The 14,711-nt window shown below is 62.6% G+C and carries 10 protein-coding genes; 4 read left to right on the top strand and 6 right to left on the bottom strand.

Annotated features, from left to right (window positions below; genetic code table 11):
- Positions 1–218: 218 nt before the first annotated feature.
- Together AC27VU_RS04790 and AC27VU_RS04785 are read left to right on the top strand one after the other, a co-directional pair.
- Positions 219–2,747, top strand: coding sequence for a PepSY domain-containing protein (locus AC27VU_RS04790; protein WP_488723602.1), 2,529 nt, complete (start codon positions 219–221; stop codon positions 2,745–2,747).
- Positions 2,748–2,985: 238 nt separating this feature from the next.
- Positions 2,986–3,387, top strand: a complete 402-nt coding sequence (locus tag AC27VU_RS04785) for an endonuclease domain-containing protein (protein WP_003221578.1) — start codon at positions 2,986–2,988, stop codon at positions 3,385–3,387.
- Positions 3,388–3,403: 16 nt separating this feature from the next.
- On the opposite strand, the gene AC27VU_RS04780 is transcribed toward AC27VU_RS04785, so the two are convergent.
- The 4 genes from AC27VU_RS04780 to ptsP form a co-directional block, all read right to left on the bottom strand.
- On the bottom strand, positions 3,404–4,945 hold the full coding sequence (locus AC27VU_RS04780) for an alkaline phosphatase D family protein (RefSeq protein WP_488723560.1): 1,542 nt from the start codon (positions 4,943–4,945) through the stop codon (positions 3,404–3,406).
- Positions 4,946–5,117: 172 nt separating this feature from the next.
- Complete coding sequence (locus AC27VU_RS04775; protein WP_488723559.1) at positions 5,118–6,851, bottom strand: PTS fructose-like transporter subunit IIB; 1,734 nt, start codon at positions 6,849–6,851, stop codon at positions 5,118–5,120.
- Between the two features lie 11 nt (positions 6,852–6,862).
- Positions 6,863–7,804 (bottom strand): 1-phosphofructokinase, encoded by a 942-nt coding sequence (gene pfkB / locus AC27VU_RS04770; protein ID WP_488723558.1) that lies wholly within the window; start codon positions 7,802–7,804, stop codon positions 6,863–6,865.
- Entirely contained in the window at positions 7,804–10,665 is a 2,862-nt protein-coding gene (gene ptsP / locus AC27VU_RS04765; RefSeq protein ID WP_488723557.1) for a phosphoenolpyruvate--protein phosphotransferase, read from the bottom strand. Before ptsP ends, pfkB begins: the two co-directional genes overlap by 1 nt.
- 306 nt (positions 10,666–10,971) lie before the next feature.
- Between ptsP and cra the strand changes: the two genes are divergently transcribed.
- The gene (cra, locus tag AC27VU_RS04760) at positions 10,972–11,967 is read left to right on the top strand and encodes a catabolite repressor/activator (RefSeq protein ID WP_488723556.1); all 996 of its coding nucleotides are present in this window, start codon (positions 10,972–10,974) and stop codon (positions 11,965–11,967) included.
- A gap of 3 nt (positions 11,968–11,970) precedes the next feature.
- Positions 11,971–12,747: a TatD family hydrolase gene (locus AC27VU_RS04755; RefSeq protein ID WP_488723555.1), complete on the top strand. Its 777-nt coding sequence runs from the start codon at positions 11,971–11,973 to the stop codon at positions 12,745–12,747.
- Here AC27VU_RS04755 and AC27VU_RS04750 read toward each other — a convergent pair whose 3' ends face one another.
- Positions 12,748–13,137 carry a hypothetical protein gene (locus tag AC27VU_RS04750; protein WP_135294939.1) on the bottom strand — a complete coding sequence of 130 codons (390 nt, stop codon included), beginning with the start codon at positions 13,135–13,137 and terminating at the stop codon, positions 12,748–12,750.
- A gap of 246 nt (positions 13,138–13,383) precedes the next feature.
- The gene (locus AC27VU_RS04745) at positions 13,384–14,088 is read right to left on the bottom strand and encodes a methyl-accepting chemotaxis protein (protein WP_445261634.1); all 705 of its coding nucleotides are present in this window, start codon (positions 14,086–14,088) and stop codon (positions 13,384–13,386) included.
- Positions 14,089–14,711: the final 623 nt, after the last annotated feature.

Here is a 14,711-nt window from a genome sequence, read left to right as displayed (position 1 = left end):
GAGCCTGCTCGCGATGAGGTCGTGTCTGCCAGCGAATGGATTGACTGATCCACCGCTATCGCGAGCAGGCTCACTCCTGCAAAGGTATGCGCCGCAAGATCATGGCCCCGTTCATTCCATTGAACGGGGCCTTTGTGCGTAAAGAAGAACGCTTCTCGACAACCCACGGCATAATGCGCGCCGTGATGACAACTTTTCGAACGGACAAGGCGAGCGACGTGTTGAAGAAAACCCTGTTCCAGTTGCACTGGTTTTTCGGCATCACTGCCGGGCTGGTGCTGGCCCTGATGGGCATTACCGGTGCCGCCTATTCGTTCCAGGACGAAATCCTGCGGGCGCTGAACCCGTCGGTGTTGCAGGTGGAAAAACAAGTCGCCGGTGTCCTGCCTCCAGTCGACCTGGTGGAACACATCGAAGCGACTTCCGGCAAGAAAGTCTCGATGCTCTGGGTCGAGACCGACAGCGGCAACGCCGCGCGCGTCTACTTCACTCCGCCCAAAGGCGAACGTCGTGGCGAGATGCGCTACTTCGATCCCTACACCGGCGAGTTCATGGGCGACGCGGTTGGCCAGGACTTCTTCGGCCTGATGCTGCAACTGCACCGTTTCCTCGCCATGGGCGATACTGGACGCAACATCACCGGCGCCTGCACCCTGATCCTGTTGTTCTTCTGCCTGTCCGGGCTGTATCTGCGCTGGCCGCGACAGTGGAACAGCTGGCGCGTGTGGCTGACCCTCGACTGGAAGAAAAAGGGCCGCAGCTTCAACTGGGACCTGCACTCGGTCGCGGGCACCTGGTGTTTGCTGGTGTATCTGCTGCTGGCCTTGACCGGGTTGTCGTGGTCCTACGAGTGGTACAACAAAGGCCTGACCAAACTGCTTTCCGATGCGCCGCAAAACGAGCGCGTGCGCGGTGGTCGCGGCCCGGCGCCGGAAGGTCCGGCACCGACTGCCGATTACGCGGCGATGTGGAGCAGCATCTACAGCGCCGCCGGCCCGGGTTTGTCGGCCTACAACATCCGCATGCCGCCAGTGGCCGGGCAACCGGCGACCGTGTTCTATCTGCTCGACAGCTCGCCGCATGATCGCGCGCTGAACCAGATCACCCTCGACCCGGCCACCGGCGTGGTCAAACGCGTCGATCGCTATGCCGACAAGAGCTTCAAGGCGCAGCTGTTGACCAGCATTTACGCGCTGCACGTCGGCAGCTATTTCGGCCTCGTCGGACGAATCATCGTAACCCTCGCCGCCGTGTGCATGCCGTTGTTTTTCATCACTGGCTGGCTGCTGTATCTGGATCGCCGACGCAAGAAAAAGCAGATTCAGGACGCGCGCAAAGGTCTTGAACAACCGACCGGCAATGCCCCTGGATGGCTGATCGGTTTTGCCAGCCAAAGTGGTTTTGCCGAACAACTGGCCTGGCAGACCGCCGGGCAACTGCAAGCCGCCGGGTTGCCGGTGAAGGTGCAGCCGCTGGCGAATGTCAGCGCAGAGGATCTGCGCGAGTCGAACCACGCGCTGTTCGTGGTCAGCACCTTCGGCGACGGCGAAGCACCGGACAGCGCGCGCGGTTTCGAGCGCAAAGTGCTGCGCAACGCCGCCAGCTTCGACGGCCTCAACTACGCGGTGCTGGGACTCGGCGACCGTCAGTACGCGCACTTCTGCGGCTTCGCCCGACGCCTGCATCAGTGGTTGGGAGAGCACGGCGGCAAGACCCTGTTCGCCCCGGTCGAAGTCGACAACGGCGATCCGTACGCCCTGCGTCACTGGCAGACTCAACTCGGCCTGATCACCGGACAAGCGCCGGTCGACACCTGGCAAGCGCCGAGCTACGACAACTGGACACTGCTGCGCCGCGAACTGATGAACCCGGACAGCAGCGGCTCGCCGGTGTACCTGTTAGGCCTGAAGGCGCCGAGCACCAGCAGCTGGCTGGCCGGCGATCTGGTGGAAGTGTTGCCGCGCAACTGTGCGTGGGCGATCGAGCATTTCCTCGACGGCCTCGGCATTCGTGGCGAAACACCCGTGAAGATCAACGGCCTCGAAGAACCGCTGGAAGTCGCCCTCGCCAGCCGCCAGTTGCCGGAACATCGCGCGCATCTGGTCGGCCTGCATGCGCAGGCGCTGGTGGATGCGATGGTGCCGCTGGCGATGCGCGAATACTCGATCGCCTCGATTGCCGCCGACGGCGTGCTGGAACTGATCGTGCGTCAGGAACAACACAGCGACGGCAGCCTCGGCATCGGCTCCGGCTGGCTGACCGAACATGCGCCCGTGGGCGGCAGCATCAGCCTGCGCGTGCGGCGCAACAGCGGGTTCCATCTGCCGAATGAACCGCTGCCGATGATTCTGCTGGGCAACGGCACCGGCCTCGCCGGGTTGCGCAGCCTGCTCAAGGCACGCATCGCCGACGGTCAGCAGCGTCACTGGCTGCTGTTTGGCGAGCGCAATCGCGAGCATGATTTCCTCTGCCGGGCGGAGCTGGAAGAGTGGCTGATCAATGGCGATCTGGCGCGCCTGGACCTGGCGTTTTCGCGGGATCAGGCGCAGAAGATTTACGTTCAGGATCGCCTGCGCGAATCCGCTGACGAGCTGAAAAAGTGGCTGGCTGACGGTGCGGTGATCTACATCTGCGGCAGCCTGCAGGGTATGGCCTCCGGCGTCGATCAAGTGCTCAACGACGTGTTGGGTGCAGCCGAAGTCGAGCGCCTGATCGAACAGGGCCGTTACCGCCGCGACGTGTACTGACTCAGCCAGAGAGCCCCTCACCCTAACCCTCTCCCGGAGGGAGAGGGAACTGATTGGGGGATGCCGGATAAATACGCCGACCTGAAGGTGATGTACCGAATCCGTAATCGACTCGGTCTTTCAGGTCGATGTACAACTCGATACAACTCCGTAGGCTCCCTCTCCCTCCGGGAGAGGGCTGGGGTGAGGGTCCTCGTCTACAGTGAGATTTCCAGCCACTTCACAAGGATCGTGAAGCATGCAAAATCGCCTCACTCTCGCTCAGTTCGCCCGCCAGTTACGCAGCAGCCAAACCGATTGCGAACAATTACTCTGGCAAAAACTTCGTTCACGCCAAGTCGCCAATCTGAAATTCCGCAGGCAGTTTCCATGTCCGCCCTATGTCCTGGATTTTTACTGCGTAGAGCTGAAACTGGCGATTGAGCTGGATGGGGGTCAACACTATGAAATAGCGGGCTTGATCCACGATCAACGTCGGACGCTTTTCCTGGAACGTCAGGGCATTGAAGTTGTGCGATTCAGTAATCTCGAAGTAATGCAGCAGATGGATGATGTACTGGAGCAAATCACAAGAATTGCCGCGAATCGAAAAACACCCTCACCCTCCAAGCGGTCCGACATTTCGGGAGGGCCGGGGTGAGGGTTGTTTTTGATCTTCAAACTGGCTGCAATTTCTGCTCAAACACCGCCACCCCATTCAAATCCCGCAACACCACACTCATCTCCCCGCTCTGCCCTTCGATATTCACCTCGCCAAAGAACTGAAACCCGGCAAATGGTGAAGCGTTCTGCGTCGGCGGGGCCTTCTGGAATACCACTTCCGGGCCGAAGGTCTTGTCCAGCGGATTAGGCCCGAAGCTCCCGGCATTCAGCGGCCCGGCGACAAACTCCCAGAACGGTTCGAAATCCTGAAACGCCGCGCGCTCCGGGTGGTAGTGATGCGCCGCGCAGTAATGCACGTCCGCGGTCAGAAACACGAAATTGCGTACCTGTTGCGCGCGCAGGAAACCCAGCAACTCAGCGACTTCCAGCTCCCGCCCCTGAGCCGGGCCGGGATCACCGTTGGCCACCGCCTCCCAGCGCGCCACGCCCGGGCTGACTTCACCGTCGGGCACACCGAGGCCAATCGGCATGTCGGCGGCGATCACCTTCCACTGCGCCTTGGAGTGCTTCAAGCCCCGCTTGAGCCAATCCAGCTGCTCACGCCCCAGAAACGGTTTCGCCGCGCCGAGATTGTCGTCGTTGGCCCCGCGATAACTGCGCATGTCGAGCACGAACACGTCGAGCATCGGCCCGTAGCTGAGCTTGCGATAGATCCGTCCGCCGCCATCGGCCGCCTGCAAACGCATCGGCGAATATTCCAGCCAGGCCTTGCGCGCACGGCCGACCAGGGTGTGGATATCTTTTTCCTGATAGCGCTCGTCGAGCTGCTTGCCCGGCGACCAGTTGTTGACCACTTCGTGGTCGTCCCACTGCCAGATCTGCGGGACTTCGGCGTTGAAGCGGCGGATGTTTTCGTCCATCAGGTTATAGCGGTAGTTACCGCGATAATCGTCGAGGGTCTGCGCGACTTTGCTCTTGGCTTCGGTGGTGAGGTTGCGCCAGATCCGCCCGCCTTCGGTGGTCAGTTGCGCCGGCACCGGGCCGTCGGCGTAGATGGTGTCGCCGCTGTGGATAAAGAAGTCCGGCAAGCGCAGACGCATGGATTCGTAGATGCGCATGCCACCGATGTCCGGGTTGATGCCGAAGCCTTGGCCGACGGTGTCACCGCTCCACACAAAACGGATATTGCGCCGCGCCGTCGGTGCGCTGCGCAGGTGGCCGAGCCACGGTTCACTGGCGACGCCGGACTGTGCGTCCTTGAAATACACCCGATAGAAAATCGCCTGATCAGCGGGCAGCCCGGTGAGTTCGACCCGGGCGGTGAAGTCGGTGCGCGCATCGGCCAGTGCCGAGACTACACGGCGCGGGTGACGAAACTGGCTGCGGGTGTCCCACTCGACCACCATCCGCGCCGGGCGGTCGCTGCGGCTCCAGATCATCGCGCGGTCGCCCTGCAGGTCGCCGGACTGCACGCCGTCGGTGAGTTGTGGCCGATCCTTGACCGACGCGATCACTGCCGGCGCCAGCCCGGGCATCAGCAGCCCGGCGCCGACCACTTGCATGACCCGACGGCGCCCGAGGTTGAAATCGCTCATGCTGTTCTCCCTGAAAAAAGGAAAACTTAAGCACGCGATGATGAATCCGGCATGACAACACATCCCCCCTGTGGGAGCGGGCTTGCTCGCGAAAGCGGTGTGTCAGTTAAAGAAATATCGACTGACACGAAGCCTTCGCGAGCAAGCCCGCTCCCACAGAGGTGTTGCAGTGTCAGGCGTTGACGGGTTCGACCGCCAGTTCCGCGGCTTCCGGACGCTTGACCGTTGCGTAAACCACCGCCGTCAACAGACTCCCCGCGACAATCGCCAGCAGATACAGCAACGCATGATTGATCGCATTCGGGATCGCCAGCACAAACAAGCCACCGTGCGGCGCCATCAGTTTGCAGCCGAAGTACATCGACAACGCGCCAGTCAACGCACCGCCGGCGATGCTCGCCGGAATCACTCGCAGCGGGTCTTTCGCGGCAAACGGAATCGCCCCTTCGGAGATGAAGCACAGCCCCAGCACCAGCGCCGCTTTACCGGCCTCGCGCTCGGTCTGGGCGAACTTGCGGCGGGCGATGAAGGTAGCGATGCCCAGCCCGATTGGCGGGACCATGCCGGCGGCCATGGTCGCGGCCATCGGCGCATAACTCTGCGACGCCAGCAGCCCGACCGAGAACGCATACGCGGCTTTGTTGATCGGTCCGCCGAGGTCGACGCACATCATGCCGCCGAGCAACACCCCGAGCAGAATCGCGTTGGTGGTGCCCATGCTGTCGAGGAAATGCGTCAGCGCCGCAAGCATGCCGGCAACCGGTTTACCGACCACGTAGATCATCACCAGCCCGGTGAACAGGCTGGCGAACAACGGAATGATCAGAATCGGTTTCAACGCTTCCAGACTCTGCGGCAACGCCACGTAGCGACTGATGGCCTTGGCCGCATAACCGGCGATAAACCCGGCGACGATGCCGCCGATGAACCCCGCCCCAAGCGTACTGGCAAGCAAACCACCGATCATCCCCGGCGCCAGGCCCGGGCGGTCGGCGATCGAGTAGGCGATGTAACCAGCGAGCAGCGGCACCATCAGCTTGAACGCGGTCTCGCCGCCAATCTGCATCAGCGCCGCCGCCAGCGTGCCTTCTTCCTTGAACGCGGTGATGCCGAACACGAACGACAAGGCGATCATCAGACCACCGGCCACCACCATCGGCAGCATGAACGACACGCCCGTCAGCAGGTGTTTGTAGACCCCGGTTTTCTCTTGCTTGGCCGGCGCCTTGCTGTCGCTCGCAGTGCTCTCCACCTGAGCTTCGGCGAGGGCTTTTTTCAGGGTCGCTTCGGACTGCTTCAAAGCAATCCCGGTGCCGCAGCGGTAGATTTTCTTGCCGGCAAAACGCTCGGTGGCGACTTCGATGTCCGCCGCCAGCAACACCACGTCAGCGTCGGCAATCGCCGTCGCGCTGAGCGGGGTTTTCGCGCCGACCGAGCCTTGGGTTTCGACGTGCAATTCATAGCCCAGACGCTTGGCCGTTTGCTGCAACGCTTCGGCAGCCATGAAGGTGTGGGCGACGCCGGTCGGGCACGCGGTGATGGCGACGATGCGTGGCGCACGTGGCGCAGCGGCAACCGGGACGGCTTCGCTGGCGAGGTAAACTTCGGCCTCTTGCGCACCACGGCGCAGCACCGCTTCGACATCCTGCAGCGCTTGCGCCGGGGCGATGCGGAACACGCGCTTGCCGACGAAACGGCGCATGTCGATGTCACCGGTGACCACCAGCAACACCCACTCCGCCGCCGCAATGGTGGCGGCCGACAATTCGCGCTCCGGGTGCGCCGCATCGACCACTTCAACGCTGGTGCTCCAGCCCTGACGCTGGGCCGCCGCATCGAGCAGGCGGGCGCACAGCACACTGGTGACCATGCCGTTCGGGCAGGCCGTGACAATGGCTAGTTTCATGACAAACCCTCTTATTGTTCTGTCAGGGGACGCACGCGTACGCCCTGTTCGAGCTGCGCCAGTTGCGCCGCATCGTTGATGCCGAAACCGATCTGCGTCACCGCCATTGCGGCAATCGCCGTGGCCGTGCGCAGGGTCTGCTCAGGAGTATCGGCACTGAGCAGACCGTGCAGCATGCCGGCCAGCAACGAGTCACCGGCACCCACCGTACTGGCGACCGTGACCTTCGGCGGCGTGGCATGCAGCGCCGCACCGACGCCGAACCAGTTCACCCCGTCGGCACCGTGGGAAATCACCACGTGCTCGATACCTTTGGCGTGCAGGCACGCCGCAGCCTGAGCTTCGGCGGCGTGCGAGACCACATCGCAATCGAGCGCATCGGCGAGTTCTTCGGTGTTCGGCTTGATCAGCCACGGGCGCGCTTCAATCGCCGCACGCAAGGCTTCACCGCTGCTGTCGAGGGCGACTTTCAGACCGAGACCGGTCAGACGTTCGATCAGTTCGCGCAACCACTGCGCGCTGACACCGCGCGGCAGACTGCCGGCGACCACCACCGCGTCATGCCCCGGGGCGATCTGCAGCAGACGCTCGAGCAACGCCTGCTGCGCTGCCGCATCGACCACCGGTCCCGGGCCGTTGATGTCGGTGATGCGCCCGTCGTGCTCGGCGACCTTGATATTGCTGCGCGTCTCCCCCGGCACGCGGATGAACGCGTCGACAAAACCGCGCTTGGCGAACAAAGTCTCGAAGGCTTGCAGATTGTCTTCGCCGAGAAAGCCGCTGACCGTCAGTTGATGCCCGAGGTCTGCGAGGACCTGAGCGACGTTCACGCCTTTGCCGGCGGCGTGGGTGTGCATCTCGTCGCTGCGATTGACCTGACCGGCCTCCAGGCGTGACAACTCGACCGTGAGGTCCAGCGCCGGGTTAAGGGTCAGGGTGAGAATCTTGGCCATTACAGGGCCTCCACTAATGCACGCACTTCGTTCGCGCTGCCCACGGTGAGGGCTTGTTGAGCAAGGGTTTGTGCCTGGGTCAGGCTGAGTTCGCGGATGCGCGCCTTGACCTCGGCGATGCTGCGCCCGGACACGCTCAGTTCATCGACGCCGAGGCCGACCAGCACCGGCACCGCCAGCGGATCCGCCGCCAGTTCGCCGCACACGCCGACCCATTTGCCATGGGCATGCGCGGCGCGCACGGTGATGTCGATCAACTGCAGCACCGCTGGGTGCAATCCATCGGCCTGAGCTGAAAGCGTCGGGTGACCCCGGTCGATGGCCAGGGTGTATTGCGTCAGGTCGTTGGTGCCGACACTGAAGAAGTCGACTTCCTTCGCCAGCACCGGCGCCAGCAATGCGGCGGACGGTACTTCAATCATGATCCCCAGTTGCAAGTCAGCGACCGGGATTTCCAGGCGCAGGCGCTCGGTCATGTCGCGGGCTTGGCGCCACTCTTCGACGCTGCCGACCATCGGGAACATGATCCGCAATGGACGGTTATCCGCCGAACGCAGCAAGGCGCGCAATTGCGCTTCCATGATCTGCGGACGCTGCAAGGTCAGGCGAATGCCGCGCACACCGAGAAACGGGTTTTCTTCCTTGGCGATCGGCCAATATGGCAATGGTTTGTCGCCGCCGACATCAAGGGTGCGCACTACCAGCGGCCGTCCGGCGAGGCCATCGAGAACGCGGCGGTATTCGACTTCTTGAGTGGCTTCGTCCGGCGCTTGCGGGTGGGCCATGAAAATCAGTTCGGTGCGCAGCAGACCAATGCCTTCGGCGCCCTGCTCCACCGCAGCGGTGACCCCGGCGCTTTCGCCGATGTTGGCGAACACTTCCACGGCGTGGCCGTCGGTGGTGTGCGCCGGTTGGTGGCGTTGTTCGGCGGCAGCCTTGAGGCGCTGCTCACGGGTGTCGCGTTCTTCGGCGGCGCGTTGCAGGGTCGCGGCATCGGCGTCGACGTGCAGGCGACCGCGCTGGCCGTCGAGCAGCAACGGCGTGCCCGGTGCCAGTAGCAGCACCGCTGCGCCCGCACCGACCAGCGCCGGAATTCCGAGAGCACGGGCGACGATTGCACTGTGCGCGGTGGCGCCGCCGCGAGCGGTGAGAATCCCGGCCACTCGCGCCGGATCGAGCCGCGCCACATCGGATGGGCCGACTTCGTCCATCACCAGAATGTACGGCTGCTCCGGCTCGTTCGGCGTCTGCACACCGCAGAGTTGCGCCAGCACCCGGCGACCGATGTCACGCAGGTCCGCCGCCCGCTCGGCGAGCAACGCGTCCTGCAGCGATTCCTGTTGTTTGGCCGCTGCCTCAATCACCGCCATCCACGCTGCTTCAGCGCTTTCGCCTTGTTTGAGGCGGGTGTCGACTTCGTCGGTCAGTTCCGGGTCGTCGAGCATTTCCTGGTGGGTGATAAAGATCTCGCGGATGGCCTTGGCTTTGCTGCGTTCGATCAGGCCCTGGATGTCACTGCGCACATCGCTCAGCGCTTGCTTGAGGCGCTCGCGCTCGATGGCGGCGGACTCGCCGCGCAACGGGTAATCGATAGCCTGCTGCACCTGAATGTGCGCTGGGCCAATGGCGATGCCCGGTGCAGCAGGGATCGCCTGCAACTGCGCGCCGGACGCCGGGGCGATCAGCACTTCGGCGATGTCGGCGATGACTTCGCGTTGCTGATTCACGGCCGGCAGCGGTTCGACTTCTTCACCGAGGCCTTCTTCGATAGCGGCCAGCAGCGCCGGCAGGGCATCAGCGGCGATGCTCGGTTCGGCGATCAACTCCAGCACCTGACCACGACGGGCGCCGAGACTCAGCAGCTTGCTCAGGCTTTTTACCGACACGGCGCTGTCCGCGCTGTCGACGATGCGCACGCGGATTTCACCGTCGAAACTCTTCGCCAGTTGCGCAAGAACCTTCGCTGGGCGGGCGTGAAGACCGTGGGCGTTGGCCAGAGCGATACGCGCGCTTGGCCAATCGGCGGGCAGTTCGCCGCCGAGCACTTCGAGGACTTTGCGGCTGCTGGTGGCGCGGCCCAATTCATGACCGCGTCCTTCGATGAGCAGCGCGCACAGACGTTCGAGCAGCGCCTGATGCGCCTCACCCAGACTGGCCAGACAGAACAGACCGCTGAGCGGCTGCCCGAGGTAGCGCATCGGTTTGTCCGGGGTGACGAAGGCCAGGCCCGGACGCTTCACGGTTTGCTCGCTGTGCAGCCACCACAGGCCGTCACCCAGCGGCAGCGCTTCGACTTGCTGCAACACACCGGCAAAACCGTTGCTCACACAATCGGCCTGACGCAGCAGACGCGCGCCACGCCAGACCAGTTCTTCGAAATCGTCAGCCGACACGCCGAGGCCGATCATCTGCGCATCCAGCGCCAGTTCCTGTGGCGCGCCTTGCAGCAGTTTCAGCAGCGCTTCCGGCGAGCTGGCGCGACGCAGGGCCTGACCCAGATCGGTCTCGCCGAGGGCGCGGGTCAGCAGTTGCAGCAGGCGCAGATGTTCGTCGGATTTGGCGGCGATGCCGATCGCCAGGTAAACGATCTGGCCGTCACCCCAATCCACGCCCTCGGGAAATTGCATCAGCCGCACGCCGGTGGCGAATACCTGATCGCGGGTCTCCGGGGTGCCGTGGGGGATGGCAATACCCTGGCCGAGGAAGGTCGAGCCCTGGGCTTCCCGGGCCTGCAATCCAGCGAGATAGCCATCGGCGACCAGGCCATCGGCCACCAGATGATGGGCAAGCAATTGCAGGGCGGCGGGTTTATCCACAGCCGATTGGCCCATGGATATCTGCTCTATAGTGAGCTCGAGCATGCGATCTCCTTTTTGGCACATGGATGCGCCAGGATATTGTTTTGAATGGTCACAGCTTAGGCGCTGGTCAGCCTGCTTTTCAGCGGCAGTTTTGGCGGTTTCACGGCAGAACCGGCCAAAAGCGTCTAAAACGTAGAAAATACGCCTGCTGAAACGTTTAATCTAGATTGATCGGCACGTTACTCGATAATGTCTCATCCTTGAAGTCCAACTTGTCGGATGCGCTGCGACAATAGTCGTCTGCCCGAATCGGGTAGGATTGGCGAAAATGTTGCGGCATGCTCGAAAAAACAAGGAAATCCCGGGTTGAAACTCAGTGATATCGCGCGGTTGGCCGGAGTGTCCGTGACCACCGCCAGCTACGTCATCAACGGCAAGGCCGAACAGCAACGCATCAGCAGCGCCACGGTCGAGCGCGTGCGTGCGGTCGTCGAAGAGCACGGCTTCACCCCCAACCCACAAGCGGCCGGGCTGCGCAGTCGGCACACGCGCACGTTGGGCTTTATTCTGCCGGATCTGGAAAACCCCAGTTACGCGCGGATCGCCAAACTGCTGGAGCAAGGTGCGCGGGCGCGTGGCTATCAGTTGCTGATCGCCAGCTCCGACGATGCGCCGGACAGCGAGCGCCAGTTGCTGCAACTGTTTAAGGCGCGCCGCTGCGATGCGCTGATCGTCGCCAGTTGTCTGCCGGCCGGTGACGACAGCTACCGCCAGTTGCAGGCCAAGGGCTTGCCGATCATCGCCATCGACCGGGTCATGGAACCCGAGCACTTCTGCTCGGTGATCAGTGACGACCGCGAAGCCAGCCTGCACCTGACCCAGAGCCTGCTCGATCCGCAACCAAAACAGATCGTGCTGCTCGGTGCGCGTCCGGAGCTGAGCATCAGCCAGGAACGTGCGGCCGGCTTCAAGCAGGCCCTTGCCGACTTCAAAGGCGAAGTGCTGATCGAGCACGCCGAGTCCTTCAGCCGTGAATGCGGCAAGCAATTGATGGAAGAACTCCTGCAACGTCTGGGGCATTTGCCGGATGCGCTGGTGACCACGTCCTACGTGCTGTTGCAGGGCGTGTTCGATGCGCTGCATGACTTCCCGCTCAAATCCCGCCCGCTACGTCTGGGCACCTTCGGTGATACGCAGTTGCTGGACTTCCTGCCGCTGCCGGTCAACGCCATGGCCCAGCAGCACCAGTTGATCGCCGACAAGGCGCTGGAACTGGCGCTGGCCGCCGTCGAGCAATCGCAATACAAGCCTGGCGTGCAGGCCATCGCCCGTACCTTCAAGCAGCGTATTCACCGGGACTGAGCCGTGGAGCTGATCGACAGCCACACCCACCTCGACTTCCCCGACTTCGACGCCGATCGCTCGGCGTTGCTCGCCGAAAGCCGCGCCCTCGGGGTGCGGCGGATGGTGGTGCTGGGGGTTTATCAGGGCAATTGGCAGCGGGTGTGGGATTTGGTGCAGAGCGATGCCGACCTGTACGCGGCATTCGGTCTGCATCCGGTGTATCTCGATCAGCATCAACCCGAAGATTTGCGCACGCTCGGCGACTGGCTGACGCGGCTGCGCGGCCATCGACAACTGTGTGCGGTGGGCGAGATCGGTCTGGATTACTTCATCGAAACCCTCAACCGTGAACGTCAGCAGGCGCTGTTCGAGGCGCAGCTGCAACTGGCAGCGGACTTCGAACTGCCGGCGCTGATCCACGTGCGCCGCAGCCACGCCGCGGTGATCGCCACGCTCAAACGCTTTAAGCTCAAGCGCGCGGGCATCATCCATGCGTTCGCCGGCAGCCGTGAAGAAGCTCGGGAATACATCAAACTCGGTTTCAAACTGGGTCTGGGCGGCGCGCCGACCTGGCCGCAGGCGTTGCGCATGCATCGGGTCCTGGCGGATCTGCCGCTGGAGTCGATCGTGCTGGAAACCGACTCCCCGGACATGGCGCCGGCGATGTTTCCCGGAGTACGCAATACCCCCGCGCACTTGCCGGCGATCTGTGCGGCGCTCGCCGAGTTGATGAATATCAGTTCAGAACAACTGGCTGCCGCCAGCACCGCCAACAGCTGCGAAGTGTTCGGTTGGTAATCAGTCGCCGTGGGCCTTGGCCGCCTCGAGGATCAGGGTCATGTGCTGGCGATGATGAACAAAACGCAGCAGCGCGAAGTACACGAAAAGCACGATCAGTGATGCATTCAACTGTTCCGTCACGTTGAGCAGGCCGATCCATTCCATGACCAACGCCACCAGCAGCGCGGTGCACACCGTGACTGACGCACTGAAGCGCAGCAATCCGAGAGAGTCGAGAGATTTGAAGCGTTTGATCTGCACCGGACAGCGCAACTCCAGGGTTTTCTGGCAGTGATTGCAGGTAAACGGTTCATTGATTGCGATGGCATTGAGTTGCCAGGGTTTGAGCACCTGCGTGGTCTGGCAATGAGCACAACGGCCCTGAACTCCCAGGGTTACAACGGACATTCGCGGCCTCCTCAGCGCAACTAACTGATCAGGGATACTGGCTCATTAATGACGAAAAGCCAGCCGTCGAAAGAAAACAGGAATTGGCTTACAAGCGTAAGCATCAAAGCATTACAAAATGTTCTGACATTGCCCGCCCTTGTAGGAGTGAGCCTGCTCGCGATAACGGTGTATCAGCCAACCATTGAGTTGACTGACACACCGCGCTATCGCGAGCAGGCTCACTCCTACAGCATTCGCGCTCGATCAGACGCGGAACGCGCTGATCAGCTGTTTCAGTTCCACCACCTGCGCTGACAACGCCCGGCTGGCGTCCTCGGTCTGGTGAGCCCCTTGGGCTGTGCGCTCACCAGCGCGATTGATCTCGACGATGTTCTGGTCGATGTCATGGGCCACCGCAGTCTGTTGCTCCACGGCGGCGGCGATCTGCTGGTTCTGATCGACGATCATGCCTACCGCACCGAGGATGTTTTCCAGCGCCTGCTGGACCTTTTCCGACTGCCCGACCGTGCCATTGGCCATCTGATGGCTAACGCCCATGGCCTTCACCGCAGCGCCCACGCCGCCATGCAGCTTGCTGATCATCTGCTCGATTTCTTCGGTCGATTGCTGGGTGCGTTTGGCCAACGTTCGCACTTCGTCCGCAACCACCGCGAAGCCACGACCCTGCTCTCCGGCGCGGGCCGCTTCGATGGCGGCGTTGAGTGCCAGCAGGTTGGTCTGTTCGGCGATGCTCTTGATCACTTCCAGGACGCGACTGATCGACTGGCTGTCGCTGGCTAGCTGGTTGATCACCAGCACCGATTGATCGATCTCGCTGGCCAGCGCGGCAATGCTGCCCTGCTGCGACGCTACCAGTGTGCGACCGCTGACGGTTTCGTCGTTGACGCTGTGCGCGCTGCTCACCGCTGCCGCCGCGCTGCGTGCAACTTCCAGCGAGGTCGCTGACATCTGGTTCATTGCGGTCGCCACTTGCTCGATCTGCGTGCGCTGCCCGGCCACCGCCTGATTGCTTTGCGCAGACACGTTTTCCACCTGTCCGGCCTGACGCTCGACCTCTGCCACGGTGTGCCCGACCCGCTCGATCAGGTCATGGATCTTCCTCACGGTGCCGTTGAACACCTCACCCAACTCGCCCAGTTCATCACGGCTGTTGGCCTTGAAATTGACCGTCATGTCGCCGGCCGCGACCTTGTCCATCATCGCGCCCAGGCGCTTGAGCGTGGTGCGGGTCGAGGCGTAGAACCCGCCGTAGAGATAGAAAATCAGCACGAACACCACCGACAGCGCCACCGCCTGCAACACCATGTGCGTGCGATTTTGCGCCAGGCGTTGCTGCAATTGCGTATCGAGGAATTTCAGGGTTGCTTCGTTGAGCTGGTAGGTCTGGTTCATCAGCCCGGTGACTTGGTCATAAAACGTCAGCCACGGCGTATCAAGGGTTTCGGCCACGACGACTTTCGCTTCAAACAGCTCGCTGGCCTGCTTGAGCGAGGTTTTGCTGCTGTCGGCCGGTGCGCTGAGGCTGGCGCGCGCGGCTTTGCTGGAGTCGAGGGCATCGGCCAGTTTCAGCG

This window comes from Pseudomonas sp. 14P5.3.2 (assembly GCF_057799175.1).
This window is presented reverse-complemented; position numbering and strand designations above follow the sequence as displayed.